Annotated in this window: 22 protein-coding genes and 4 tRNA genes; 5 read left to right on the top strand and 21 right to left on the bottom strand. The window is 51.8% G+C overall.

Annotated features, from left to right (window positions below; genetic code table 11):
- Nucleotides 1-18 precede the first annotated feature (18 nt).
- From yigB to LG384_RS00210, 5 genes are read right to left on the bottom strand one after another with little or no spacing between them, the layout of a single operon-like run.
- On the bottom strand, nucleotides 19-735 hold the full coding sequence (gene yigB, locus LG384_RS00230; protein ID WP_045449112.1) for a 5-amino-6-(5-phospho-D-ribitylamino)uracil phosphatase YigB: 717 nt from the start codon (nucleotides 733-735) through the stop codon (nucleotides 19-21).
- Nucleotides 735-1,637: a tyrosine recombinase XerC gene (gene xerC / locus LG384_RS00225; protein WP_048223287.1), complete on the bottom strand. Its 903-nt coding sequence runs from the start codon at nucleotides 1,635-1,637 to the stop codon at nucleotides 735-737. Before xerC ends, yigB begins: the two co-directional genes overlap by 1 nt.
- Entirely contained in the window at nucleotides 1,634-2,341 is a 708-nt protein-coding gene (locus LG384_RS00220; protein ID WP_045449108.1) for a DUF484 domain-containing protein, read from the bottom strand. The genes xerC and LG384_RS00220 overlap by 4 nt, the downstream gene beginning before the upstream one ends.
- Nucleotides 2,338-3,162, bottom strand: a complete 825-nt coding sequence (dapF, locus tag LG384_RS00215) for a diaminopimelate epimerase (RefSeq protein ID WP_225760305.1) — start codon at nucleotides 3,160-3,162, stop codon at nucleotides 2,338-2,340. The genes LG384_RS00220 and dapF overlap by 4 nt, the downstream gene beginning before the upstream one ends.
- A 36-nt stretch (nucleotides 3,163-3,198) precedes the next feature.
- Nucleotides 3,199-3,402 (bottom strand): lipoprotein, encoded by a 204-nt coding sequence (locus tag LG384_RS00210; RefSeq protein ID WP_045449105.1) that lies wholly within the window; start codon nucleotides 3,400-3,402, stop codon nucleotides 3,199-3,201.
- 137 nt (nucleotides 3,403-3,539) lie between these two features.
- Here LG384_RS00210 and cyaY point away from each other — a divergent pair, with 137 nt between their 5' ends.
- A complete protein-coding gene (cyaY, locus tag LG384_RS00205) occupies nucleotides 3,540-3,860 on the top strand; it encodes an iron donor protein CyaY (RefSeq protein WP_045449855.1) in 321 nt (106 codons plus the stop codon).
- A gap of 95 nt (nucleotides 3,861-3,955) precedes the next feature.
- On the opposite strand, the gene cyaA is transcribed toward cyaY, so the two are convergent.
- Nucleotides 3,956-6,502: a class I adenylate cyclase gene (gene cyaA / locus LG384_RS00200; RefSeq protein WP_045449103.1), complete on the bottom strand. Its 2,547-nt coding sequence runs from the start codon at nucleotides 6,500-6,502 to the stop codon at nucleotides 3,956-3,958.
- Nucleotides 6,503-6,897: 395 nt separating this feature from the next.
- On the opposite strand from cyaA, the gene hemC reads away from it, so the two are divergent.
- Genes hemC through hemY form a run of 4 tightly spaced genes read left to right on the top strand, consistent with a single transcriptional unit; the run spans nucleotide 6,898 to nucleotide 10,978 of the window.
- Nucleotides 6,898-7,839 carry a hydroxymethylbilane synthase gene (gene hemC / locus LG384_RS00195; RefSeq protein ID WP_045449853.1) on the top strand — a complete coding sequence of 314 codons (942 nt, stop codon included), beginning with the start codon at nucleotides 6,898-6,900 and terminating at the stop codon, nucleotides 7,837-7,839.
- Complete coding sequence (gene hemD, locus LG384_RS00190) at nucleotides 7,836-8,576, top strand: uroporphyrinogen-III synthase (protein ID WP_045449101.1); 741 nt, start codon at nucleotides 7,836-7,838, stop codon at nucleotides 8,574-8,576. The genes hemC and hemD overlap by 4 nt, the downstream gene beginning before the upstream one ends.
- A 21-nt stretch (nucleotides 8,577-8,597) precedes the next feature.
- Nucleotides 8,598-9,779: a uroporphyrinogen-III C-methyltransferase gene (gene hemX, locus LG384_RS00185; protein WP_045449100.1), complete on the top strand. Its 1,182-nt coding sequence runs from the start codon at nucleotides 8,598-8,600 to the stop codon at nucleotides 9,777-9,779.
- A 2-nt stretch (nucleotides 9,780-9,781) separates the two neighbouring features.
- On the top strand, nucleotides 9,782-10,978 hold the full coding sequence (gene hemY / locus LG384_RS00180) for a protoheme IX biogenesis protein HemY (RefSeq protein WP_048223280.1): 1,197 nt from the start codon (nucleotides 9,782-9,784) through the stop codon (nucleotides 10,976-10,978).
- Nucleotides 10,979-11,519: 541 nt separating this feature from the next.
- Here hemY and LG384_RS00175 read toward each other — a convergent pair.
- From LG384_RS00175 to wecA, 15 genes are all read right to left on the bottom strand, one after another.
- Nucleotides 11,520-11,596 (bottom strand) — tRNA-Pro (locus LG384_RS00175).
- A gap of 41 nt (nucleotides 11,597-11,637) precedes the next feature.
- A tRNA-Leu gene (locus LG384_RS00170) sits at nucleotides 11,638-11,724 on the bottom strand.
- 20 nt (nucleotides 11,725-11,744) lie between these two features.
- Nucleotides 11,745-11,820, bottom strand: a tRNA-His gene (locus LG384_RS00165).
- 56 nt (nucleotides 11,821-11,876) lie between these two features.
- Nucleotides 11,877-11,953: transfer RNA gene (locus LG384_RS00160), tRNA-Arg, on the bottom strand.
- Nucleotides 11,954-12,055: 102 nt separating this feature from the next.
- Entirely contained in the window at nucleotides 12,056-13,441 is a 1,386-nt protein-coding gene (locus tag LG384_RS00155; RefSeq protein ID WP_045449093.1) for an amino acid permease, read from the bottom strand.
- Nucleotides 13,442-13,719: 278 nt separating this feature from the next.
- Nucleotides 13,720-14,460 (bottom strand): lipopolysaccharide N-acetylmannosaminouronosyltransferase, encoded by a 741-nt coding sequence (gene wecG, locus LG384_RS00150; RefSeq protein ID WP_045449092.1) that lies wholly within the window; start codon nucleotides 14,458-14,460, stop codon nucleotides 13,720-13,722.
- Nucleotides 14,460-15,815, bottom strand: a complete 1,356-nt coding sequence (wzyE, locus tag LG384_RS00145; protein ID WP_045449090.1) for an ECA oligosaccharide polymerase — start codon at nucleotides 15,813-15,815, stop codon at nucleotides 14,460-14,462. Before wzyE ends, wecG begins: the two co-directional genes overlap by 1 nt.
- The gene (locus LG384_RS00140) at nucleotides 15,812-16,891 is read right to left on the bottom strand and encodes a TDP-N-acetylfucosamine:lipid II N-acetylfucosaminyltransferase (RefSeq protein ID WP_045449088.1); all 1,080 of its coding nucleotides are present in this window, start codon (nucleotides 16,889-16,891) and stop codon (nucleotides 15,812-15,814) included. Before LG384_RS00140 ends, wzyE begins: the two co-directional genes overlap by 4 nt.
- Nucleotides 16,888-18,138 carry a lipid III flippase WzxE gene (gene wzxE, locus LG384_RS00135; protein WP_200013140.1) on the bottom strand — a complete coding sequence of 417 codons (1,251 nt, stop codon included), beginning with the start codon at nucleotides 18,136-18,138 and terminating at the stop codon, nucleotides 16,888-16,890. Before wzxE ends, LG384_RS00140 begins: the two co-directional genes overlap by 4 nt.
- 1 nt (nucleotide 18,139) lies before the next feature.
- On the bottom strand, nucleotides 18,140-19,270 hold the full coding sequence (gene rffA, locus LG384_RS00130) for a dTDP-4-amino-4,6-dideoxygalactose transaminase (RefSeq protein WP_045449084.1): 1,131 nt from the start codon (nucleotides 19,268-19,270) through the stop codon (nucleotides 18,140-18,142).
- A 4-nt stretch (nucleotides 19,271-19,274) separates the two neighbouring features.
- Nucleotides 19,275-19,952, bottom strand: coding sequence for a dTDP-4-amino-4,6-dideoxy-D-galactose acyltransferase (gene rffC / locus LG384_RS00125; RefSeq protein ID WP_045449082.1), 678 nt, complete (start codon nucleotides 19,950-19,952; stop codon nucleotides 19,275-19,277).
- On the bottom strand, nucleotides 19,949-21,211 hold the full coding sequence (wecC, locus tag LG384_RS00120; protein ID WP_045449072.1) for a UDP-N-acetyl-D-mannosamine dehydrogenase: 1,263 nt from the start codon (nucleotides 21,209-21,211) through the stop codon (nucleotides 19,949-19,951). Before wecC ends, rffC begins: the two co-directional genes overlap by 4 nt.
- Nucleotides 21,208-22,338 (bottom strand): non-hydrolyzing UDP-N-acetylglucosamine 2-epimerase, encoded by a 1,131-nt coding sequence (gene wecB / locus LG384_RS00115; RefSeq protein WP_045449070.1) that lies wholly within the window; start codon nucleotides 22,336-22,338, stop codon nucleotides 21,208-21,210. Before wecB ends, wecC begins: the two co-directional genes overlap by 4 nt.
- Before the next feature lie 55 nt (nucleotides 22,339-22,393).
- Entirely contained in the window at nucleotides 22,394-23,440 is a 1,047-nt protein-coding gene (gene wzzE, locus LG384_RS00110; RefSeq protein WP_045449067.1) for an ECA polysaccharide chain length modulation protein, read from the bottom strand.
- Nucleotides 23,441-23,452: 12 nt separating this feature from the next.
- Nucleotides 23,453-24,583, bottom strand: a complete 1,131-nt coding sequence (gene wecA / locus LG384_RS00105) for a UDP-N-acetylglucosamine--undecaprenyl-phosphate N-acetylglucosaminephosphotransferase (protein WP_233617306.1) — start codon at nucleotides 24,581-24,583, stop codon at nucleotides 23,453-23,455.
- Between the last annotated feature and the right edge of the window lie 166 nt (nucleotides 24,584-24,749).

The raw sequence follows: 24,749 nt of genomic DNA, 5'->3' as shown, positions 1-24,749 counted from the left end.
ACAGAGTTCTGTTGGTGATTATATCAGCGAGGTCAGAGATGCCAACCGTGAAATTTCGATATGCGGCAGTAAACGACTGTCAGATGTTTGCATCAGGTCGGCATTTTCCGGTTTGATCCAACAAGCCTGCATACCACAGCGAATCGCGCCAGCGACGTCTGTTGTCAGGTCGTCGCCCACATGCAGGATTTCACCAATTGGCATATTCAGTTTTTCCGCCGCCAGTGAGTACATGTCGCTGAACGGTTTGGATCGTCCATCCGGTCCGGCACGCAGCACAAACTCAAAGTAATCGCCCAGACCAAACAGTTCCGGCTGCGCATTACCGTTGGTAATAGCAACCAGTGGCCACTTGCGGGCCAGAGCCTTCAATGTGTCATGTGTAGACTGCGGGACGTCGATGCGGCTGCGCCATTTCGCGAAATTCATCATCGCGGCGTTCGCCCCCATTTTTGCCTCTGCCGCCGACAGGCCAGCCTCCAGCATGGCACGCTCTACAGCACGATGACGCCACTGGGTAACATCATGGTAGATCTCCGGTTCGGCGTCGCGTACAGCCTGACGCAGACGCTGTAGATCGCTATTTTTTAGCGTACTCAGCGCCGGGTGATAATTTTGTACAAAGGCAAGCGCTTCCTGCTCGGTGCGCAGGATCACGGGACGGTTATCGTAAAGGGTATCATCAAGGTCAAAGGTGAGCGCAGAAATGCGCCCCAACGGCCGGTAAAAACGCATTATTTCCCCCGTTTGGCGCGCGGATGCGCCGCATCGTACACTGAAGCCAGGTGTTGAAAATCAAGATGGGTGTAGATTTGGGTGGTAGAAAGGTTGGCATGTCCCAACAGCTCTTGTACACCGCGCAGGTCGCCACTCGACTCCAGCATATGTGTCGCAAATGAGTGGCGTAATTTATGTGGATGCACGTGGCTGTTTAGCCCCTGCTTAATACCCCATTCAGCAAAACGCTTCTGCACGTTACGCGCCGAGATGCGTTTACCCAGTTTTGACAGGAAAAGAGCATCGTCATCACCACCAAACAATCCACGCAGATCCAGCCAGTGTTCAATCCACGCCACCGCGTTGCGACCAATGGGCAGACGGCGTTCTTTGCTACCTTTTCCCATCACCCAGACTTCGCCTGTGTCGAGATCGAGATGTTTAATATCCAGCCCAACCAGTTCTGATAGACGCAATCCTGCGCCGTACATAACCTCCAGCATCGCCCGGTCACGAACGGCGAGGGGATCGTTGAGATCGATATCCAGCAGACGGTTAACGTCATCCACATCAATATTTTTTGGCAGATGACGCGGTGCTTTCGGTGCGGATACACCTTTTGCCGGGTTGGCTTTCAGCTCTCCCTGATTGACCAGCCAGTCAAAGAAACTGCGCAACGCAGAGAGGCGCAATGCCAGGCTCGCAGGTCCCAAACCTTTGCGCCGGCTACGCACGGCAAAACTACGAACCATCGCAGCATCACATTGTTGCCAGCTTTGCAGGCCGGTTTCTCCGGCTAACGCGATGATGGCATCAAGCTGACGCTGATAATTGAGTAGCGTTATCGGGCTAAGTTGACGCTCAACGCCCAGATAGCGTAAGAAGCGTGCAACGTCCTGAGAAAGCGGTGAGTCGGTCATACGCGTTCAATCCAGCGCTCAAGCAGCTCCGGCAACATCAGCGAAATTTCCTGTAATAGCTGCGTTCCCTGCCCTTGCTGGTAATGATTGGCATCACGACTGCTAAACAGCATGACACCAAGAGAGCCATCCTGCCCCAGCAGCGACATGGCCACAGAACCGATAGCTTTCGCTTCCGGCATCATGACCAGCAGTTCCGGGCCGTGAAGTGGGCCAAGGTAATGCTGCGACTGACCCAGACGCTGAATACGCAACGGTTCGAACGCCTGACGACTTAATGCCAGATGAGTGAATTTCGACGGTGCGCCGAGTCGCCAGCGATCCGGAAACAAGCGAACCGTAGCGCCTGCCAGCCCCAGGTCTCGCGCCCAGCGATGCAATCGCATCAGCATATCGTCGAGACTGTTGGCTGCCACCAGGCGCCCTTGCAGATTTAACAGACGATAGAACAGACTTTCGTTGGCGTTTGCTTGTTCCATCAATAACGCCATGTTCTCTTCAAGCACGTTGATGTGATTACGCGCCCTTGCCATATGCCATTCAACTAAAGAGATCGTGCCTCGCACCGGGTGCGGGACACGCATCGCTTCAACTGCCTGGGCATTACGGATAAAAAACTCAGGATTACGTTGCAGATAATCGACGACCGCCCGATCGTCCAGATCCATGAGCGTTTCCTGTAGTTCTTCCCCTGGTTGCTTCATAAGTGAATAAATCCGTCGTAGACATGTGCCGCCGGGCCAGTCATATACAACGGATGACCCGGACCTTTCCAGGCGATATCAAGTCGACCACCCGGTAATTCCACGCGCACTTCTTCTGCCAGCAGGCCCTGCTGAATACCAACAGCAACAGCTGCGCACGCGCCGCTGCCGCAGGCTTGTGTTTCACCCGCCCCGCGTTCATAGACGCGCAGTCGGATATGCTCGCGTTTCACTACTTGCATAAACCCGATATTTGCGCGTTCAGGAAAGCGTTCATGGCTTTCCAGAACTGGCCCCAGCGTTTCCACCTTGGCAGTTTCAACATCATCAACCTGAATCACGCAATGCGGATTCCCCATTGAGACTACGCCGCACAATACTGTCTGCTCAGCCACTCGCATAATATAGGTCTTCTCTGCTTTATTGGCGCGAAAAGGGACCTGCGAAGGTTCAAAGTTGGGTTCTCCCATATTCACCCGCACCAGCTCGTCGTCCGTTACGCTCAATACCATGCGACCATTGGCGGTGCTGACTCGAATATCACGTTTGTTCGTTAGCCCTTTCAGGCGAACAAACCGGGCAAAGCAACGAGCGCCATTACCACACTGTGACACTTCACTGCCGTCGGCATTGAAGATGCGGTAATGGAAATCCAGCTCCGGATCATACGGAGGCTCAACCACCAGCAGTTGATCAAACCCAACGCCAAGATGCCTGTCTGCCAGGCGGCGGATCAGCTCCGGTGAGAAAAAGACATTCTGCGTTACCGCGTCGACGACCATAAAATCGTTGCCAAGGCCATGCATTTTAGAGAATTGCATTGTTCACTCCGTTTACGCGGGTACAGAGACTTACCGTCAGTAATTCACCTGAGAAGGGCCATCTCCCGTTGCCCGATCGTTTTTCTCGGGCACCGTGGATTGCGTTTGTGGCTCAATGCTCTTTGTCGGAGGCGGCGCGGTTTTATCTGCTGGCGGAAAATAGAGTGGACCTTTCAGACCACAGCCCGTCAGGCTGAACAGAGTAAAAAGTACAGCGAGTGCCTGAAACACGTTTTTCATTATGGATTGCCTGTAAGTTCATACTTTCTGTTTTCTATCATCGCAGGAGAAGGCGTAAAAGCAAGAGTTTGCCTGCAAACTGCAACGTGATTTATTTCGCGTTATACTGCGACCATCACGAAAAACAGGATAAAAAAATGAACGACAGTGAATTTCATCGCCTTGCCGACACCCTGTGGATGACTATTGAAGAGCGTCTGGATGACTGGGATGGCGACAGCGATATTGATTGTGAGATCAACGGCGGCGTATTGACCATCAGTTTTGAAAACGGCAGCAAAATTATCATTAACCGTCAGGAGCCGCTGCATCAGGTATGGCTGGCAACTAAACAAGGCGGCTACCATTTTGATCTGAAGGGTGATGAATGGATTTGCGATCGTAGCGGCGAAACGTTCTGGGATCTGCTGGAACAGGCAGCAACGCTGCAGGCAGGTGAAGACGTTCGGTTCCGTTAATGTCTTTTTGCCGGATAGGAGCCTCGCCTTATCCGGCTTACAAGCAGCGCTATGCATCCAGGCCCGGCAAGCATAGCGCCTCCGGGTAAGCGCAATTACGAGAAATACTGCTGCAACATCGGTGTGTCGTTATCCTGATTAGCCGGAGGAATAGGGTTAATCGGCTGAGTACGAAACGGGATTACCTGCGCGCGCCCGTCGGTATTCACGATCTGATAAAACTGCGGCAGGTTAAAGTTGATAAAGCTGGAGCCGTAGGTAAAGCGATCGTGCGACGATGAATAGAAGCGACTGACATCACGTACCAGCTCCTCTTTGCTGCCTTCGCAGTGGTGATACACTTCAACACGGTTACTTTCATCCAGAATATAAATATTAAAGCCCTGTTCATCGCCCGTTTCTTCAAAAAAGAACTGAATGATCCCTTCACTGGCAAAACCATCCACCACAGACGGCAATTTCACATGGTTAGTCTCAACCTGTACGGAAAGACCGTGCAGTTTGTTGTGCGAAATCGCGCCATAAAACTCAATGGCGTTTTCCAGTTTCTGTACTGATACGTTCAGGCGTTCGAAGAACAGTCCCCACGTCTGACCGGAAACGCGCAGCGCTTTGAAGCGTCCGGTTTCATGGCGCGTACTGGAAAGGCGCAGTTCAATGCATTCAGACACCAGTTGCTGGACGCGGGTACGGATCAGGCCACGCAGATGCTGACTGTAGCAGAAGACTTCAACACTATCTGGCGGCGCCGCGTCCTGGTGCATTTTGCCCAAAATCGTTTTTAACGCTTCAATCATCGCCTGCTCGCCGTTGAAGTGCAGCGTACGCACTTCGTTCCACGAGTTGCGGTACAGCAGATCTACACTACCCACCAGACAATTTTGTTCTTCGCCAAAGCTGAAGACATCCAGCTTACGAAAATCAAAATGCACGACCTGATTACGGAACGCTGCTGTCGGGTCGTATTCAAGGTTAACGATAATCGCCAGATGGCGAATTTCGCACGGGCTATAGAGCGCTTTTGGTGTGGGCGCAGGTAAACGCAGCGGGAAGTGGTGCGACACATCAGCCACCATCTCCTGCAGCTTCGGCAAATCGACAATGCCGTTACCCTTAATAAACAGATGCGTACGCGACGTCAGAAGACCGTTAAACCACGCCCACGCCACCAGCTTGTTCAGGTAGCGGTTATATTCAAGCGGCTGATGGCTGACGATGGAATCCATATTGGGCGCACGGTTGTAGAGATACCAACCTGAACGGTTGGCACGCCCAGGCGGCACATGGATAAAGGTCAGATTCGGTTCCGAGAGATCCGGTGAGATCTGTGGGTTCACCAGCGTCACTTTACCCGGCAGGGCTTCGAACGCAGCATACAACTTACGGGTCAGTACGCCGATATCCTGCGGGCTGGCGCTGACGCTAAGGTTATTGCGGCGCGCAAAGCGGATCAGATTACGATAGCTCTGCATCATCGCGTCGAGTAGTTCGTTATGTGCCTCGCGCACCTGGTCAATCTTCCAGTTGGCGCGGTTATCAAGCATCGTCAGACGGGCGTCATCCCACCCCCACTCTTGCACCAACTGACTTAACACTTCACGACGCCAGCCAACGCACGCGCGCTCGCGGCTCAGTTTCTCGCAGACTTTTAAGTAGAAACATCGACGCACTAAATCCAGACGAGTCGGATCTTCAATCGCCGTGAGGTATTCGGTGACGCGCTCCAGCATCATGCAATACGGATCAAGACCAAAAGAAACGATTTCGCCGTCGTGCAGGCGCTGTTTAATGTCTTTCGCCAACAGGCGTGGGTTCGGGTATTCCCAGGAATAAGCTTCCAGCAGCAGCGTTTTCAACACCGCTTTGTACGGGGAGTCGATACTCTTGTACAACTGCCAGAGGCTGGCACCAAAGTACTCTTCAGCAGAGAGCGAGCTGAGTCCGCCCAGATCCAGCCATTCGTTTGGTGTTAACACCCCCTGCGCGTAGAGCGTCATGACGTAATCGTCGTAATGCTCTTCTTCATCGCCCGGCACCATATTCCACAGAATACGTTTGCCCGCGAGGCGCACGGCGGTGCGATAGAATTCATCAAGCAACAGAATATGCTGCGTCGAGCCACAGTCTTCACCACCCAGACTGCCACTTTCATTATGACGGAAACGGTTTTCATCAATCAGGAAGAAACTGACTTCCACGCCCAGCGAGGCAGCCCAGCTTTCTAACAGGCTACATTTACGCTGCAGCAGCTGACGCTCTTCGCTATCCAGCCAGGATTGATGGCAGACCCAAATATCCAGGTCAGAGGAACAACTTTGCCCTACTGAAGAGGTACTGCCCATCGAGTAAACGCCGGTAATAGGCAGTTCGCCCTTGGGAGGGTCCTGCGGTGACATACCACGGTACAGTTCCAGTTCATTCAGGTAGTGGCGTTGGGTTTCATCAGGCGTGTAAAAGCATATGCCTTTGGGAACGTTACCATCGAGGTAACCCGGCATCAGCGGATGGTGGTAGTGCAATAATGTCGGCAGCAGACTGTATACCTGCTGGAAGGCAGGTCCCATGGCAGCAAGCGCGCGATCCACACGCAGTTGATTTATGGCATCCAGTCTCTGTTTCAGAGTCTCAATATAGAGGTACAAGACGTATCGCCTGATGTTGCTATCCGTCATGTTGTCGATCGTTGCGGCATATACGCCCGCAAATAATCTTCATCCATTCGGATAAACCGTATGTCAAAAATAACCGTTACCCTTTTTTCGCCCTCTTTTTTTATGGAGTACAGCCGAAAAAATGGTCTAAAACGTGATCAATTTAACACCTTGCTCATTGACCGTAAAGAAAGATGCGCTACATACAAGTGTAGCACCGTTCGTTACGTGTAAATTCCTTCATACGGTCGGGAGGTTTCTCGTCATTAATCACTGCCAGTGATGATGCAGCGCCTTTTTCCTCTCACTAACGTTTGAGCGTAACGCTGACATCCCTTTGATAAGGATGTTAGGATGGTCAATGATTGATAATGACGGTAACAAGCATGTTAGACAATGTTTTGAGAATTGCCACACGCCAAAGCCCCCTTGCGCTCTGGCAGGCACATTATGTCAAAGACGCCTTAATGGCAAACCACCCCGGTCTGATCGTAGAACTGGTACCTATGGTGACCCGTGGCGATGTGATTCTGGATACTCCACTGGCAAAAGTGGGGGGTAAAGGTTTGTTTGTTAAAGAGTTGGAAGTCGCGCTGCTGGAAAAACGTGCCGATATCGCCGTGCATTCCATGAAGGATGTGCCGGTCGAATTCCCTGAGGGACTCGGACTGGTCACTATTTGCGAACGCGAAGATCCACGCGATGCTTTTGTCTCGAATAAGTACAACACGCTGGATGAACTTCCTGCAGGCAGCATCGTTGGAACATCCAGCTTACGTCGCCAGTGCCAGTTGGCTAAACGTCGCCCGGATCTCGTTATCCGTTCGCTACGCGGCAACGTGGGAACACGCCTGAGCAAACTGGATAACGGCGACTATGATGCGATTATTCTGGCCGTAGCCGGGTTAAAACGCTTAGGGCTGGAGTCGCGGATCCGCACAGCGCTGTCGCCGGAAGTCTCTCTTCCAGCTGTCGGACAGGGCGCAGTAGGCATAGAATGTCGACTCGATGATCTGCGTACTCAAGCACTGTTAGCACCGCTCAACCATGAAGAAACCGCTCTGCGTGTAAAAGCCGAACGCGCAATGAACACCCGCCTGGAAGGGGGTTGTCAGGTGCCCATCGGCAGCTATGCTGAGCTCATTAACGGTGAGATTTGGCTACGTGCGCTGGTCGGTGCTCCTGACGGCTCACAGATGGTTTGCGGGGAACGTCGCGGCACACCAAATAATGCCGAACAAATGGGCATTTCTCTGGCGGAAGAACTGTTGGAAAACGGTGCACGCGCCATTCTGGCTGATGTTTATAACGGAGAAGCACCCGCATGAGTATTCTGGTCACCCGCCCATCTCCCGCAGGGGAAGAGTTAGTGAGCCGTCTGCGCACACTGGGGCAGGTGGCCTGGAGCTTTCCGCTCATTGAGTTTTCGCCAGGCAGGGAACTGGCAACACTAGCCTCCCGCCTGTCGACACTGACGGAAAACGATCTGGTTTTAGCTCTCTCGCAGCACGCGGTCACTTTTGCTGATGCTCAGCTTCAGCAGCAAGGAGAGCGCTGGCCCTCCCTCCCGCGCTATTTTGCCATTGGCCGCACCACGGCATTGGCGCTCCATACCGTTAATGGATGCAATATTCACTATCCTCTGGATCGGGAAATTAGCGAAGTCTTGCTACAATTACCTGAATTACAAAATATTGCGGGAAAAAAAGCGCTTATTTTACGCGGCAACGGCGGTCGGGAGTTGATAGGCGAAACTCTGAAAGCACGTGGGGCCAATGTAGATTTTTGTGAATGTTATCAACGCAGTGCAAAGTATTACGATGGTGCGGAAGAAGCGATGCGATGGCAATCTCGCGGCGTGACGACGGTGGTTGTCACTAGCGGAGAGATGCTACAACAGCTCTGGTCGCTCATTCCGCAGTGGTATCGTGAGCACTGGTTACTACGCTGTCGGCTGCTGGTCGTCAGTGAGCGTCTGGCGCACCTCGCCCGGGAACTGGGCTGGCAAGATATTAAGGTCGCTGATAACGCCGACAACGATGCGCTGCTACGCGCATTACAATAACTCTCATAATGGGATGCCATAATGACGGAACAAGAAAAATCCTCCGCCGTGGTTGAAGAGACCAGGGAGGCCGTGGAAACCACGTCACAGTCAGTCAATGCTGAAAAAAAGAGCAAGGGCAGCACCGCACTGATACTAAGTGCAGTAGCGATCGCTATTGCACTGGCGGCAGGCGTCGGACTGTATGGCTGGGGGAAACAACAGGCAACAACACAGACTGCAACCAGCGATGCGTTGGCTAATCAGCTCACGGCGCTGCAAAAAGCGCAGGAAAACCAGAAAACTGAGCTGGAAGGTATTATTAAACAGCAGGCAACACTGCTGGATGAAGCAAACCGTCAGCAAGCAGCACTGGCTAAACAGCTTGATGAAGTGCAGCAAAAGGTTGCCACAATCTCTGGCAGCGATGCTAAAACGTGGCTGCTGGCGCAGGCTGATTTTCTGGTGAAACTGGCCGGTCGTAAATTATGGAGCGATCAGGACGTTACCACCGCAGCGGCGCTATTGAAAAGCGCCGATGCCAGCCTGGCCGATATGAACGATCCAAGTTTAATCACCGCCCGTCGAGCGATTACTGATGATATCGCCAGCCTCTCTTCTGTCTCTCAGGTGGATTATGACGGCATCATTCTCAAGATAAATCAGTTGTCTAATCAGATTGATAACCTACGTCTGGCCGACAATGATACTGATGATTCGCCGATGGACTCCGACAGCAGCGAGCTTTCCAGCTCCATTAGCGAATGGCGCGTCAATCTGCAAAAAAGCTGGCAAAATTTTATGGACAGCTTTATTACCATTCGACGTCGCGATGAAACCGCCGTACCGCTGTTAGCACCAAATCAGGACGTGTACTTACGTGAGAACATCCGCTCCCGTCTGTTAGTGGCCGCGCAGGCCGTACCACGCCATCAAGAAGAGACATACCGGCAGGCGCTGGAAAATGTCTCCACCTGGGTGCGCGCGTACTACGATACCGACGATGCAGCGACGAAAGCCTTCCTTGAAGAAGTGGACCAACTGAGCCAACAAAGCATCAGTATGGATGTACCAGAAACGCTTCAAAGCCAGACCATTCTTGAGAAATTAATGCAGACCCGTGTGCGTAATTTACTGGCCCAGCCAGCAACATCTCCGGTTGAAGCAGCTCCTGCGCCAGCGCCTCAGGCAGAAACCCCGGCAACCGCGCCGCAAGGAGAGTAACGATGCTAAAAGTATTATTGCTCTTTGTGCTGTTGATCGCCGGGATCGTCATCGGTCCGATGATTGCCGGTCATCAAGGCTACGTACTGATCCAGACGGATAACTACAACATCGAGACCAGCGTAACTGGCCTGGTGATCATTCTGATCGTCACCATGGTGGTCCTGTTTGCGATTGAGTGGTTGCTGCGTCGTATTTTCCGTACCGGCGCACACACGCGTGGCTGGTTCGTCGGTCGCAAGCGCCGCCGCGCCCGCAAACAGACCGAACAGGCGCTGCTCAAGCTGGCAGAAGGCGATTATCAGCAAGTCGAAAAACTAATGTCGAAAAATGCCGATCACGCAGAACAGCCGGTGGTGAATTACCTTCTGGCGGCAGAAGCGGCTCAACAACGTGGTGACGAGGCTCGGGCCAATCAACACCTTGAGCGCGCAGCCGAGCTCGCCGGAAATGACACGATTCCGGTAGAGATCGCTCGCGTTCGCCTGCAACTGGCCCGGAATGAAAATCACGCCGCGCGCCATAGTGTAGATAAACTGCTGGAGGTGACTCCACGTCACCCGGAAGTATTGCGTCTGGCTGAGCAGGCTTACATTCGCACTGGCGCATGGAGTTCCCTGCTGGATATCATTCCATCCATGGCAAAAGCGCACGTTGGTGATGAAGAGCACCGCGCCATGCTGGAACAGCAGGCATGGGTTGGCCTGATGGATCAGGTTCGTGCCGATCAGGGCAGTGAGGGGCTACGTGCCTGGTGGAAAAATCAAAACCGTAAGACCCGTCATCAGATCGCTCTGCAGGTGGCAATGGCGGAACATCTGATTGAGTGCGACGATCACGATACAGCACAACAGATCATCATCGACGGCCTGAAACGTCAGTATGATGACCGTCTGGTGCTGCCAATCCCGCGTCTGAAAACAAACAACCCAGAGCAGATTGAAAAAGTTCTGCGCCAGCAGATTAAAGCCGTGGGCGATCGTCCGCTGTTGTGGAGTACGCTTGGTCAGTCGTTGATGAAGCACGGCGAATGGCAGGAAGCCACTCTCGCCTTCCGTGCGGCGCTCAAACAACGCCCGGATGCATACGACTACGCGTGGCTTGCTGATGCGCTGGACAGACTGCATCAGCCGGAAGAGGCCGCTACCATGCGCCGTGATGGCTTAATGCTGACACTACAGAACAATCCCCCGCAGTAATCCTTTAAGCCCGGTAGCGAAATGCTTACCGGGCTTACACCAATACACAGAATCATTCGAAACACATTGAGACAAACTCAGAGCACTTACATAAGTAAGTAGCAGGGTGAGAGGACGCCGCCAATAAAGAGGCGTCTGAAGAGTGAAGTGTATGCATAAAAAAACGCCCGCTCGGTTAAGAGCAGGCGTTAAACAGGTCTGTATGACAACATAAATGGGTGCTTCACTCAACGTTATGTCCATGGTGTTCGATGAGGCTAAGCGACATCTGTCAGTGGACGATAAGCACCGTAAACGGCTCTGCGTCATTCCTGAGTTTATGAGGCCTGATGGCGAACATAAGAGATGGAATGAGCATCTACCCAAATATTATCGCACAACACATGGCATGATTGCACTGCAAAAACCAGGTCTTCGGGATTTTTAGGACATCAGGTAATTCAGGTCAGATTGGTGGCGTAACGCCGGTATTGACTGGCACAAGAGCAGAGAGAAAGGGAAATCAGAAAACAAAAAACCCCGCCGAAGCGGGGTTCAAAATTGGTCGGCGAGAGAGGATTCGAACCTCCGACCCACTGGTCCCAAACCAGTTGCGCTACCAAGCTGCGCTACTCGCCGTTTTACTGCTTTTTGAATTTTTAGTTCAATTCTTTAAGTCGTGGTGCGAGGGGGGGGACTTGAACCCCCACGTCCGTAAGAACACTAACACCTGAAGCTAGCGCGTCTACCAATTCCGCCACCTTCGCATTTCACAACTTTAAATTAATGGGGTGGCTAATGGGATTCGAACCCACGACAACTGGAATCACAATCCAGGGCTCTACCAACTGAGCTATAGCCACCACTGCAAATCTTTTACGCGGTATTAAAACCACCGCAGCTCCGGCACCTTACTAAATGGTGCGCCCGACAGGATTCGAACCTGAGACCTCTGCCTCCGGAGGGCAGCGCTCTATCCAGCTGAGCTACGGGCGCTTAGCGCCGTTGCGGGGCTGGATATTACGGAGGTCTCGGTCTGCTGTCTAGTGCTTTTTTAAAATAAATTATCGTTTGGTCATGCTTTGTGCGTTTTGTCGCTTATTCCTCCAGTTTTTGGGCCACACCATGACGATTCAGGCCAAAAACCTTATAAATGAGCGTCACACCCAGCAGGAAGGCGATACCGACAAAAAGCGACATACGGGTATCTTCATTAAAGTACATACCGATTAATACGCAAACCAGGAACGCCATCGTCAAATAATTCGCCCACGGGAACAAAATGGAACGGAAGGGATGGCTGGCAATCGCGTCTTTGTGCGCTTTGCGAAAACGCAGCTGGCTTATCAGGATCACAAACCACGGCACCATGCCCGGCAACACGCTGGCGCTATAGACATAGACAAATACGCGCTGCGGATTCGGAATGATGTAGTTCAGGCATGAGCCAATCAGCAAGATGGCGATAGAAATCGCAACGCCGGCAACTGGCACGCCATGACGAGAGACTTTTCCGACAACCGCAGGCAACTGACGATTCTTCGCCAGGGCGTAGAGCATGCGGCCGCAGCTATACATCCCACTGTTGCAACCAGAAAGCGCTGCCGTCAGGACCACAAAGTTGATAATCCCGGCCGCAGCGGTAATACCAATTTTGGCAAACGTGAGAACAAACGGGCTACCGTTGCTACCGATCTCATTCCACGGGAAGATGGTGACGATAACGAAGATCGCGCCTACATAGAAAATCAGGATACGCCACAGCACCTTACCTACCGCGCTACGCAACGTGACCTGTGGGTTTTTGGCTTCGCCCGCCGTGATACCGATTAGCTCCACGCCCTGGTAGGAGGCTACCACAATACACAATGCAGTCAGAAAGCCTTTCCAGCCGCCGGCAAAGAAGCCGCCGTGTTCAGTCAGGTTGCTGAAGCCAATCGCCTGACCACCATTACCAAAGCCGAAGAAAATGACACCCACTCCTATAACAATCATCACAATGATGGTTGTCACTTTGATCATGGCAAACCAGAATTCAATTTCACCATACAGGCGAACCGCAGCCAGATTTGCCAGCGCCACCAGGCCTACGGCAATCAGCGCGGGTATCCACTGCGCCATTTCCGGGAACCAGAACTGCACGTAGACCCCAATGGCGGTAATCTCCGAGATCCCCACAGCCATCCACATAAACCAGTATGACCAGGCGGTGAGATAACCAAAGAAAGGGCTCATATAGCGGTGAGCGTAAACGGCGAACGAACCGGCAACCGGCTCCAGGAACAACATCTCGCCCATGGAACGCATGATAAAGAAGACAAATAGTCCGGCAACGATATACGCCAACAGGACCGATGGCCCCGCCCATTTCAGGGTACTGGCGGCGCCCATAAACAATCCGACGCCAATGGTGCCCCCAAGGGCAATCAATTCGATATGACGAGCCTCCAACCCACGCTGTAGCTCTGGTTTGTTCTCTGCCATAAATCCTCTTGTTGTGTTTGTATTGTTTCCGGTATTACCGGTTATCGTTATGGGTACATCTTCTTATGCCATAACAGGCCATCCAGCGCCGACCGCTTTACGGTTGGCGCCAAAAACACCACGACACTGAAATGATTGTTGCGAATGGTTTCTTAAAATCGTCTAAATGGCAATTAAAGCATTCAAAAAATAAATAGATTGTGCGAGAAAGCAGCGATTATGTTGTGAATAAGTAGCGCATTTAGCAGAACACACTACTTATCAGAGGAGAGAAAATGTTAGAGATTGCCGGTATAGTGCCAGCGGAGATAGCGCAATAAACGAAGTTGACGGGTAATACGGCTCGGCTGTGACAGTAAGCGGTACAGCCACTCCAGCCCCAAATTCTGCCAGAATTTAGGCGCTCGCTTTACGTGTCCGGTAAACACATCATAGGTGCCACCCACCCCCATATACAGCGCATTCGGATGTACCAGGCGGCAATCGCGCATAAAAATCTCTTGTTTAGGCGAACCCATTGCCACCGTAACAATCTGCGCACCGCTGGCATGAATACGTTCAAACAATGCCTGCCGCTGCTCTGGCGTGAAATATCCGTCCTGGCTACCAACAATATTGACGCGCCACTGTGCTCGCAGTTTTGCTTCTGTTTGCGCCAGTACCTCTGGCTTACCACCAACCAGGAATACGGGTGTGCTCTCCCGTCCAGCGCGCGCCATCAAGGCTTCCCAGAGATCGGCTCCGGCCACGCGTGAAACCTGTGCTTGTGGGTATTTTTTACGCACGGAACGCACCACGCTAATTCCATCCGCATACTTGAACTCAGCGGCATCAATCAAAGCCCGAACCTCGGGGTTATCTTCCGCCGTTAGCATTTTCTCGGCGTTAATAGCCACCAGCGTCCCCTGTCTGAGATGCCCCTCAGCAAACAGGTAATTCAGCGCATGCTGCATATCACGCCAGCCAATAAGTTTTAATCCGCGCAGCGAATATAGCGGCGCAGTTGTATTATCTGTCATTACGATCCTTCAACCTGTGTCCGGGGCAGCGTCTTTATTCGTCTATGGACAAGTCCTGCACTATCAAACAGCCAGAACAATAATTTTGCTACCAGCAAACAGACACCAAAAATCACGAGGAAAAAGACCACTCGCGAGACAAACGAATCCAACCCTTCTCGTGCCAAAACGATCATATTGAAAATGGCACCAAAACAGAAGCTGTGCAAAATCGCCGCCTTATAGCGGTTTTTTTCCTGATTGCCTAACTCATACAGCCAGTCGAACCATTTGATTATCAACCCGACCACGATCGCGCCTAACGGGATAAACAACGCTCCCCCCATAACCACCAGCGAACCAATCAACGTTGGAGAGATAGCCAGGCCCGAGTGGTTGTTCAGCACTTCCCAGGTAAAATAGTTCGCAGAGTTGAGTACGATACTCGGCCGTCCAGGCCACAGCCAGGAGGGAATAAAAACGTAGAAATCACGGACAATCGGTGCCAGTCCCTGGAACTCAATATTGTGGTAATTCTGCAGTAACAGCGCCAGATTCTCCCACGGTGAGAAGGTATCCCTCGTGAGATACAGGAACGTATAGAATGCCTCATCGCCGCTCACGTTCATCCCGTAGCGCTTCAATGCCAGCCAGAACATGCCGACAATTCCCAGCACACCGGCCGCAGCCAGCATCCACAGTGAAATCCAGCCGCGAATAATGCCGATAAACAAGAAGATGGCAAACGCGATAATGATATTGGCGCGCGTGCCGCCAACAATCATATAAGTCAGAAGACCAAACGCGACGGTGCTCACCAGGAAGAACAGCCACGCTTTACTATCCTGGCGCAGGAAATACACCACCAGCATTGCCGGAATGAAGAAGTAGAAGAAGCGTTTCAGGGCCACACCAGAAACTTCACTGGAGAAGATCTGGCTATAGGACTGCAATCTGAATAACAGGAAACCGTTGTGCATAAAGAAAATGCCTACACTCACCAGCGCAATCGCCATCAGGATAATCCATGTCAGATGGGCCTCAACGCGGTTGATGGTAAACAGCGGTTTGCGTGACTTTTCCGGTATTCGCTTACGTAAACGCGTTTTATAGGTCACGTAGTAGACGGCATAGAAACAGGCGGCGGAAAGCAGTGCCTGTAACAGAATTTCCGGTGGGGCGACCGCGACGTCGAAACGGAACACCAGTACGCTGGTCAGGGGAAATCCGAAGAAAAACGTCAGCAAAAACAGCAATGAGAAGAACACATTGAAGTTAAAGCGCACACGTCGAAACTCAAACCAGGTCAGCGTAGCGATAAATAAGGTAGAGAGTAGCCATACTACCAGCAGACCGCTGAATTGCATCAGACTCATAGGGTTTCTCCGGAGGCAATGCTCAGCGCGTTATGCCACGGTTGCAGGTAATTCGGGCTAAAAAAGGTAATCGTGCTTTTATCAACCGAGGCCAACTGACGCTGCGCTTCACGCACAACATCGGCATTGAGTTCATCGGTGGTAAACAGTACCGGGAGGTGCTGCTCTGCCATATCCTGCCAGAAAGGGTTTTCGCGGTTTAGCACGCACGGAATACCGGCCTGGATCAGCAAACACAATGTACCAATCCCTTGCTGGCGTGCAAAAATAAAGTAACCGAGATCGCACTGACGCAGTAATGCCAGATAGGCATCAAATTCCAGTTTTTCACTTAGAATTTGCAGATTTCCTGCACTAAATAATTCCTGGCCAGCCTGGCGTACTTCATCAATATACGCCCCGTTATTAGCCGGATAGCCCATTGGCACAATAACGTTCACCGTATCACCGAACTGCTGATGTACGGCGCGTAACGCTGCGATATGTTCATTGCTGCGATCGCCAGAATTACCTACAAGAATCGTCATTTTCCCGCTGCGTTCGCACTCACTGCCCATATTATTCAGCGACGGATCCATACGCGTAGGGAAATAGAGCAGTTCACCGCGCACACGGGGATGCTGCTGTGCGAAATAGCTCAAATCACCTCGAGTGGCAAACACGCAGCCCACACGGTTTTGCGCCATGCGGCGAATCGGATAAAACAGGCGGAATTTCAGCCCACTGGAGACTTCATACAAATCTGCGCCCCAGATATGCCAGTAAAACTGCTCTGGTTTAATTCCTCCGCTCAACAGCGCCAGCCACAGGCTGGTGTTGAACTGACCATGGAAGAAGAAACGCTGCTGGCGATCTGCTTTCGCTTTCGCGATTACCGCTTCCGCCAGTGCCTTTTTTCCGCCATAGAAGCTCAGCGATAACGCCGGGCAGCTTGCACTGAATCCCGCATCCTGACCTGCAACCATAAATACGCGCGCGTGCTCGCTCGTCGCGGCCAGCGAATCATTAAAAAACCGCAGTACGGTTTGATTATGGTGAGGGATATCCGATCCCAGAACGTGAACCAGTACTGTCATGCCCGCCTACACCAGAGTAAAAATACGCCACAGCAAAGAGAAAAATAGACCACATAGGTTGCCATATAAGCCTGCGCTGCCCCCAGAGCGCCATGCGCGGGGATCAGCCAGTGGGCAAATGCCGTCAACAAAATGAACTGGCTAATTTCAGCCAAAATATAAAACCGCAGCGACGCCTTCGCGATCACCAGATACCCGAAAACGTAAGCACCGACCTTCAGTACATCGCCCACCAGTTGCCAGGCAAACAGGTCTCGCATGGCAGTAAATTTAGCGGAAAAGAGCAGCCAGATAGCAAAATCACGCAGTAACCAAACGGTAAAACTCGCGGCGGCAACCGCCGGTAACACAAACTTCAGCGACTTCACCACTTCACGCGTAATGTCACGCTTTTCGCTCAGGCGCGACAACGTCGGCAGCAAATAAACGCTGAATGAGGCGGTGATAAATTGCAGATAGGCATCGGAGATACTGCTTACCCCTTGCCAGATCCCAACATCATCCCAGCTGTAATGCGCAGCCAGAAGGTTTCGCATCATTACATATGCCACTGGCAGCGTCACAGAGGTGATCAGCGCCATCAGCGTAAACTTGCTTAACTGCCCTGCCAGACTGTTATCCCATGAGGGTTTCAGGTAGTGCAGTGGAATGGTTCCACGCTTGATCAGCATAAAACTGGCTGGCACAACCACCAGCGCAGGCACCAGCGCCAGGCCCAGCAAAGCACCTTCATAGCCCCCCAGTCGATAGCAGCCATAATAAGCCACAACACCGACCAGACTGCCAACAATCAGCGACAGTGCATTGCCTGCGGCATCACGGAAGCCTTTCATTAACGCCAGTAAGAGATTCGCCCAGGCAATACCCATCTGTACCAGCGCAACCAGACGCACCAGCCCCTGGTAATGCGTATGACCAAACAAACCCTGGCTTATGGGCGCAGCCGCCAACAAAAAGATCACGGCCATCAGTGTGGAGAATCCCAACACCATGGCGGAAGATGTGCCAACCACGTTGCGTAGCCGCGCCGGATCATCATGATGCTGTGCCACATACTTTGTGACACCGTTGAAAATTCCGGCTCCTGCCAGCACGCCCAGCACAGTGACCATCTGACGAAAGTTACCCGCCTGCCCGACTCCCGCAGGGCCAAACGACACCGCCAGCAGTTTTACCACCAACAAGCCTGCACCGATTTTTACCAGCGTACTGGCTGCCGTCCAAAGGGACGCTTTAGCAAGCGACATCTCAGGCGAAGTAGTTCAACAGGGTCGTAATTACTGTGCGCTGGTTCACCGGCGACAGATTGTAAAACAGCGGCAGGCGTAGCAGACGCTCGCTTTCTTTGGTGGTGTAACGATCGACACCCGCGAACTCACCAAATTTATCGCCAGCCGGGCAATCATGCAGCGGGATATAATGGAATACCGCCATAATTTCGGCTTCTTTGAGGAAGTTAATCAACGCCGTGCGATCATCAATATCACGCAGCTTGATGTAAAACATATGGGCGTTTTGCACGCAACCATCCGGTATGGAAGGCAGGTCAATCCGCCCGGCTTTCGCCAGCGGCTCAAGTGCATCGTAGTAGTTTTGCCACAATGCCAGACGCTGCTGATTGATACGATCGGCCACTTCCAGTTGCGCCCACAGATAGGCAGCCTGCAGATCGGACATCAGATAGCTGGAGCCGATATCACGCCAGGTATATTTATCCACCTGGCCGCGGAAAAACTGACTGCGGTTGGTGCCTTTTTCACGGATGATCTCTGCACGTTCGATTAATTTACGGTCGTTAATCAGCGTTGCGCCACCTTCACCACCCGCGGTGTAGTTTTTGGTTTCGTGGAAGCTGAAACACCCAATGTGACCAATCGTTCCCAGCGCACGTCCCTTGTAGGTAGACATTACGCCCTGTGCAGCATCCTCCACTACAAACAGATTGTACCGTGTCGCCAGCGCCATAATGGTATCCATTTCGCAGGCGACGCCCGCGTAATGCACCGGTACGATAGCGCGGGTTTTGTCGGTGATCGCCGCTTCAATCAGAGTTTCGTCAATGTTCATGGTATCTGGTCGGACATCAACAAAGACGATTTTTGCCCCGCGCAACACGAAGGCATTAGCGGTGGAGACGAAGGTGTAGCTTGGCATGATAACTTCATCACCAGGCTGGATATCCAGCAACAATGCTGCCATCTCAAGTGATGCAGTACAGGACGGCGTCAGCAGCACTTTCTCACTGCCAAAATGCTGTTCCAGCCACTGCTGGCAACGACGGGTAAAACCGCCATCGCCACACAATTTGCCGCTGCTCATCGCAGACTGCATATACTCAAGCTCAGTTCCCACCACCGGCGGTGCGTTAAATGGAATCATTTTGTCACCTGTATAACCAGTACGCGGTGCTTTCCACATTCGCACCACTCTGTATATAACGTTTAAGCGCGGCGGTGTTGCCCATCTGGGTCGCCACCCGCAATGTTGTTTTACCGCGAGCCTGCGCCCAGAAAAGCGCCGCCTGCATTAATTCTGCACCCACACCGCGACCTGCCAACAGGCCAATTCGCACGTCAGTGTTATTCAGCTCACGCAGCGAGACATACCCGCGGATCTCGTCTGTCGCTGTGCGAAAAACGAGGCATTGATGATCGAATGTGCCCAACACCGCATTTTCAATCCACTGCGCGTAGAAACGGGCGCTGGCATCCGGCGCATACCATGGAGCACGAAAGCGGCTTTGTGCGAACGCCTGGCTCGCGAGCTGGCGTAGTGCCGGGATATCTGCGGGTTGCGCCACCTGCACGCCGGAATTATCGCAGACGCGCGTTACCGGCAACACAAAATCCACTTCGCCTTCTACCAGCGAGAAACCCAGTTGCTGCAAAACGTCTAATTCGTGAGTGTTCGCGGCGGGAATTTTTGCCTGTACCCGTCCCCAGGACTGCAATGCTTCCGCAGTCAGGACCGCCCCGTGCGGGTCAAAACGTACAATGGCGCTATTAACGCCAAAGAACGTATTTTCCCAGATAAGGGGCTCAATACTGGCACGGATTGTCACCGCCAGACTCCCTTGGTATCAACCACATACTGCTGTTGAACCGCATCGCCCTTAATGGCTTTAAATTCATTATGGTCAACCAGCATTACCAGCACATCTGCGCTTGTCAGCGCATCATCCAGTTTCGCCAGCGTGCAAAGACCATCCAGTTTTTTCGGCAATTGATGAATATTCGGTTCCACCACCAACGTTTCGCCGCTATGCCAATGCGCAATACTTTGCGCAATTCCCATCGCCGGGCTTTCACGTAAATCGTCGATATTCGGTTTAAATGCCAGACCAAAACAGGCAATTTTCACTTCGCTGGCACGTTTGTTACTCTCCGTGAGGCAGTCCGCCACGGCGGCTTTTACCCGATCAACGACCCAGTGAGGTTTGCCATCATTCACTTCACGCGCGATGCGGATTAATTTCGCCTGCTCTGGGTTCTGTGCCACGATAAACCACGGATCGACCGCAATACAGTGCCCACCAACCCCCGGTCCAGGCTGCAGAATATTCACGCGTGGATGGCGGTTCGCCAGACGGATCAGTTCCCAGACGTTAATCCCCTGATCGGCACAAATCAGTGACAGTTCATTGGCAAAAGCAATATTGACATCGCGGAAGCTATTCTCAGTCAGCTTGCACATTTCCGCCGTACGGGAATTGGTCACCACACACTCACCTTCAAGGAAGATGTTGTACAGCTCGCTGGCACGCGCGGAACAGACGGGGGTCATCCCGCCAATCACGCGATCGTTTTTAATTAGCTCAACCATCACCTGGCCTGGCAGAACACGTTCTGGACAGTACGCAATATTTACGTCTGCCTGTTCCCCTACCTGCTGTGGAAAAGTCAGGTCGGGCCGCATTTCTGCAAGCCACGCAGCCATCTGTTCCGTTGATCCTACAGGTGAAGTCGATTCGAGGATCACCAATGCCCCTTTTTTTAGCACTGGTGCAAGAGACTTCGCGGCAGCCTCGACGTACACCATATCGGGTTCATGTTCCCCTTTAAACGGTGTTGGTACGGCAATTAAATACGCATCAGCTTCTACGGGTGTTGTGGTAGCGCGAAGATATCCATCTTCGACTGCTGTTTTCACCGCGATACCCAGATCCGGTTCAACAATATGGATTTCACCACGGTTAATGGTATCTACCGCATGTTGATTTACATCTACGCCAATGACATGTTTTTGACGGGAAGCAAAGGCGGCTGCCGTTGGCAGCCCGATATAACCCAGCCCGATGACAGAAATGGTCGTAAAACTCATAGCGATATCCGATTATTTTTTAACGCGTGTAAAATGCGGCCACACGCCTGCCCGTCACCATACGGATTATGGGCGCGGCTCATGGTCTGATATTCATTTTCGTCATGCAGCAAACGGGTGACTTCTTCCACAATTCGCTGCGAGTCTGTTCCCACCAGACGAACAGTACCTGCAGTGATGGCCTCCGGGCGTTCAGTCGTTTCACGCATCACCAGCACAGGTTTGCCCAGAGAGGGGGCTTCTTCCTGAATCCCGCCGGAATCGGTAAGGATCAGCCAGGCATGGTTCATCAACCAGACGAACGGCAAGTAGTCCTGAGGTTCAATCAGAATCACGTTTTCAACGTGGCCCAGGATGCGATTAACCGGCTCGCTGACATTAGGGTTCAGGTGTACCGGATAGACAATTTGCACATTCTGATTTGCTGCAGCAATTTCCGCCAGCGCATGGCAAATTTGCTCAAAACCGCGACCGAAGCTTTCCCGACGATGACCGGTCACCAGGATCATCTTTTTATCAGAACGAAGGAAAGGATAGTGTTCAGCCAGTTCAGCGCGCAGCGTTTCATTCTCGAGTACGCGATCCCGAACCCAGATCAATGCATCAATAACCGTATTGCCCGTGACAAAAATACGGTCATCGGGAATTGTTTCGCGTAATAAATTTTGGCGTGAATTTTCGGTTGGAGCAAAATGATACATTGCCAGACGCCCTGTCAGCGTGCGGTTTGCCTCTTCCGGCCAGGGTGAGTAGAGATCGCCAGTTCGCAATCCAGCCTCAACATGCCCCACCGGAATACGCTGGTAAAAGGCGGCCAGACTGGTGGCTATTGTCGTTGTGGTATCACCGTGCACCAATACGACATCGGGTTTGAACTCAGCCAGAATGGGTTTTAATCCTTCCAGAATTCGGCAGGTAATTTCTGTGAGTCCCTGGCCTGGCTGCATAATATTGAGATCGTAGTCAGGTACAATAGAAAAGAGGTTTAACACCTGATCGAGCATCTCCCGATGCTGCGCAGTGACGCAAACTTTCGCTTCAAAATCAGGATCTTTTGCCAGCGCATGAACCAGAGGTGCCATTTTAATAGCCTCTGGTCGCGTGCCAAATACAGTCAGTACTTTCACATCGATTCTCTTAGGATTGGCAGTGAGGGCCCAGCCCCTCACTGCAACGGAGTTGCTAAATCGAGCGACGACGGGTTAACGCGACACCGGCACCGATCAGAGCCCCAACGATGCCCCACATAATCATCAGGAAGGCACGACGTGGGCTATCACGTTTTACCGGTTCTTCCGGCGTTCGCAAATAACGATAGGTCTGAAAACGCGAATCCAGAGTTGGCCCCACGTTCAGCGTGTTCAGCATGGCCCGATTTTGAAAATAGTCCAGATCGAAGTCCGGGCCAACTGCCTGCAGGTTTTCGAGTCGCGCCTGCAGCATCGGGCGTCCGAGTAAAAACAGTTCAGAATCAGGTAATTCATCAGCAGGGACATCGGTTGATGTGCGAGAAATGTTATTTTGTTCTGCAATTTTAAGCGCCTGCTCAATATTATGAACACCGCGAGAGAAAATAGCTTTTGCCACTTCTTCCTGACGTTTAACCTGCGCCTTCATTTGTACAGTGCGCGCAGCCCACGCCCCTTTTAACTCATCGTTCAGATGACCCGCCGCACGCTGGCTGGCAAACGCCACATACTGGCGTAGCAGGTTATTGGCGTCAGGAGCCGTTTCCGCAATCAGCTTCACGCTGTCATTGGTATTACGCGCTGCATCGCCAGCCATAAACTGAATGTTATTAATCAGTTCATCCAGCATTGCCGCGTCGGCTTTACTGTTACCGACCATACGTTGCTTGTAATAATCGGTCTGCAGCCAGAAATCGCGGCGCGTATCCCAGGAAGCAAGTTGCATGACAAATTCTTTATAGGCCTCATCCATTACCGACGGTTGATCCGTTGACGCGAGGCTGGCCTTAATATCCAGATTACGCAAAAACTGTTGTTGGGAATAATATCCGCCCAACATATTAACCGTAGGCTTATCCGAAATGGCCGTTGCACTCCACTCCTGGCGGGCAAAAAAAGTATAGGCGAGCGCAATGAGCGCAAAGGCGAGAGCTATACCGACAATCCACACCTTTCCTGCCCACAAGGTACGAAACAAGCCACGAATATCCAGTTCATTTTCAGCGCTCACGGCGTCTTCCCCCGGTAATGGTTGTGTCATCGCATCCTCAGTTCACTTGGTTAAGTTTGGTTTGCTTTCACGGATTCTTCGCAATCTGCGCTTCACTCGTTTGATAAATCTCGCCACCTTCCAGGCTCGCTTAATGCAATAACCATAAAGGCCAAATGCCAGTAAAAAGAGCACCAGCATGCCCCATTCAGGGACCAAACGAAAATATTCAGCCAGCACACCGATGGAGGCCAGAATCGCGGCGGCCAGCGTAATCAGAACAAATGCCTGTCGTGAAGTAAACCCCGCACGCATCACCAAATGATGAATGTGCTGGCGATCAGCAGAGAAAGGACTCATGCCTTTACGCAAACGACGGTACATGATTGCCACCATATCCATCAACGGAATGGCGATAATCCACAGTGCGGTAACCGGGCTGATAGGATGCGTTTTACCCTGCGTAGTTTCCAGCAGGATCCAAATAACGGTAAAACCAATCAGCGTGCTACCAGCATCGCCCATAAAGACTTTATAACGGCGTCCAAGAACCCCCAGGTTCAGCAGGATATAAGGTAGAATTGCGGCGATCATGGCAAAGCACCAGATAGCCAGGCTAGTCTGACCATCAAACCACAGAATAAATCCCATCGCTGCGAATGAGACGCTCGACAATCCGCCTAATAATCCATCTATGCCATCTACCATATTAAAGGCGTTAATTGCTGCCCAAACGGCAAAAAGGGTGAGGAAATAACCAAAGGGACCGAGTATCAACTCCCAGGAACCAAAGATATATCCCAGGCTACTCAAATAAAGATTTCCTTTTACCATCATAACAATAGCAATCGCAGCCTGAACAACGGCTCGTATCTTTACGCTTATGTCAAAACGGTCGTCAAGTGCACCAATCAACACCAGCACACCAGCACAAAAGAGGTATAACGAGGCATGCGGGATGTAATAATCCGAGAGGCCAAACATAAAATTAATTCCTGCAAACACAGAAATCCCACCAACTAAAGGAATGATCCCCTGGTGTCGTTTGCGGAAATTAGGCTTATCCACTAAACCTATTTTTATGGCTACTTTTCGCGCAAAAAAAATAAAAATGGTAGTGAATAAGAAAATACTGATTAGCTCAGATAAAGCAGCGAGTAAATTCACAGTGTATGTGCTCTCAGCATATATCATTTCCTTAAAGTATAATGCGTTACGAGGTCTCCTTGAAGAGACCAACTAAAACATTACACTTCTGACCTCTTGTCGTTCATGCCGCACATTGTGACATCTCTTCGACGCCGACAATAATGACTAGTTTATCCGACCAGACATTAGGATGAATCGCAAAAGCAAAACG

It is taken from the genome of Citrobacter sp. Marseille-Q3906, assembly GCF_916618775.1.
GTDB lineage: Bacteria > Pseudomonadota > Gammaproteobacteria > Enterobacterales > Enterobacteriaceae > Citrobacter > Citrobacter murliniae.
This window is presented reverse-complemented; position numbering and strand designations above follow the sequence as displayed.

Bases quoted from the DNA above. Each gene is read 5' to 3' on its own strand.
- LG384_RS00220 (WP_045449108.1), bottom strand. From the start codon at position 2,341: ATGAAGCAACCAGGGGAAGAACTACAGGAAACGCTCATGGATCTGGAC.
- cyaY (WP_045449855.1), top strand. From the start codon at position 3,540: ATGAACGACAGTGAATTTCATCGCCTTGCCGACACCCTGTGGATGACT.
- rffA (WP_045449084.1), bottom strand. From the start codon at position 19,270: ATGATTCCATTTAACGCACCGCCGGTGGTGGGAACTGAGCTTGAGTAT.
- wzzE (WP_045449067.1), bottom strand. From the start codon at position 23,440: ATGACACAACCATTACCGGGGGAAGACGCCGTGAGCGCTGAAAATGAA.
- xerC (WP_048223287.1), bottom strand. From the start codon at position 1,637: ATGACCGACTCACCGCTTTCTCAGGACGTTGCACGCTTCTTACGCTAT.
- LG384_RS00140 (WP_045449088.1), bottom strand. From the start codon at position 16,891: ATGACAGTACTGGTTCACGTTCTGGGATCGGATATCCCTCACCATAAT.
- hemD (WP_045449101.1), top strand. From the start codon at position 7,836: ATGAGTATTCTGGTCACCCGCCCATCTCCCGCAGGGGAAGAGTTAGTG.
- dapF (WP_225760305.1), bottom strand. From the start codon at position 3,162: ATGCAATTCTCTAAAATGCATGGCCTTGGCAACGATTTTATGGTCGTC.
- yigB (WP_045449112.1), bottom strand. From the start codon at position 735: ATGCGTTTTTACCGGCCGTTGGGGCGCATTTCTGCGCTCACCTTTGAC.
- LG384_RS00210 (WP_045449105.1), bottom strand. From the start codon at position 3,402: ATGAAAAACGTGTTTCAGGCACTCGCTGTACTTTTTACTCTGTTCAGC.
- wzyE (WP_045449090.1), bottom strand. From the start codon at position 15,815: ATGAGTCTGATGCAATTCAGCGGTCTGCTGGTAGTATGGCTACTCTCT.
- hemC (WP_045449853.1), top strand. From the start codon at position 6,898: ATGTTAGACAATGTTTTGAGAATTGCCACACGCCAAAGCCCCCTTGCG.
- wecG (WP_045449092.1), bottom strand. From the start codon at position 14,460: ATGACAGATAATACAACTGCGCCGCTATATTCGCTGCGCGGATTAAAA.
- hemX (WP_045449100.1), top strand. From the start codon at position 8,598: ATGACGGAACAAGAAAAATCCTCCGCCGTGGTTGAAGAGACCAGGGAG.
- wecA (WP_233617306.1), bottom strand. From the start codon at position 24,583: ATGATATATGCTGAGAGCACATACACTGTGAATTTACTCGCTGCTTTA.
- wzxE (WP_200013140.1), bottom strand. From the start codon at position 18,138: ATGTCGCTTGCTAAAGCGTCCCTTTGGACGGCAGCCAGTACGCTGGTA.
- hemY (WP_048223280.1), top strand. From the start codon at position 9,782: ATGCTAAAAGTATTATTGCTCTTTGTGCTGTTGATCGCCGGGATCGTC.
- LG384_RS00155 (WP_045449093.1), bottom strand. From the start codon at position 13,441: ATGGCAGAGAACAAACCAGAGCTACAGCGTGGGTTGGAGGCTCGTCAT.
- wecC (WP_045449072.1), bottom strand. From the start codon at position 21,211: ATGAGTTTTACGACCATTTCTGTCATCGGGCTGGGTTATATCGGGCTG.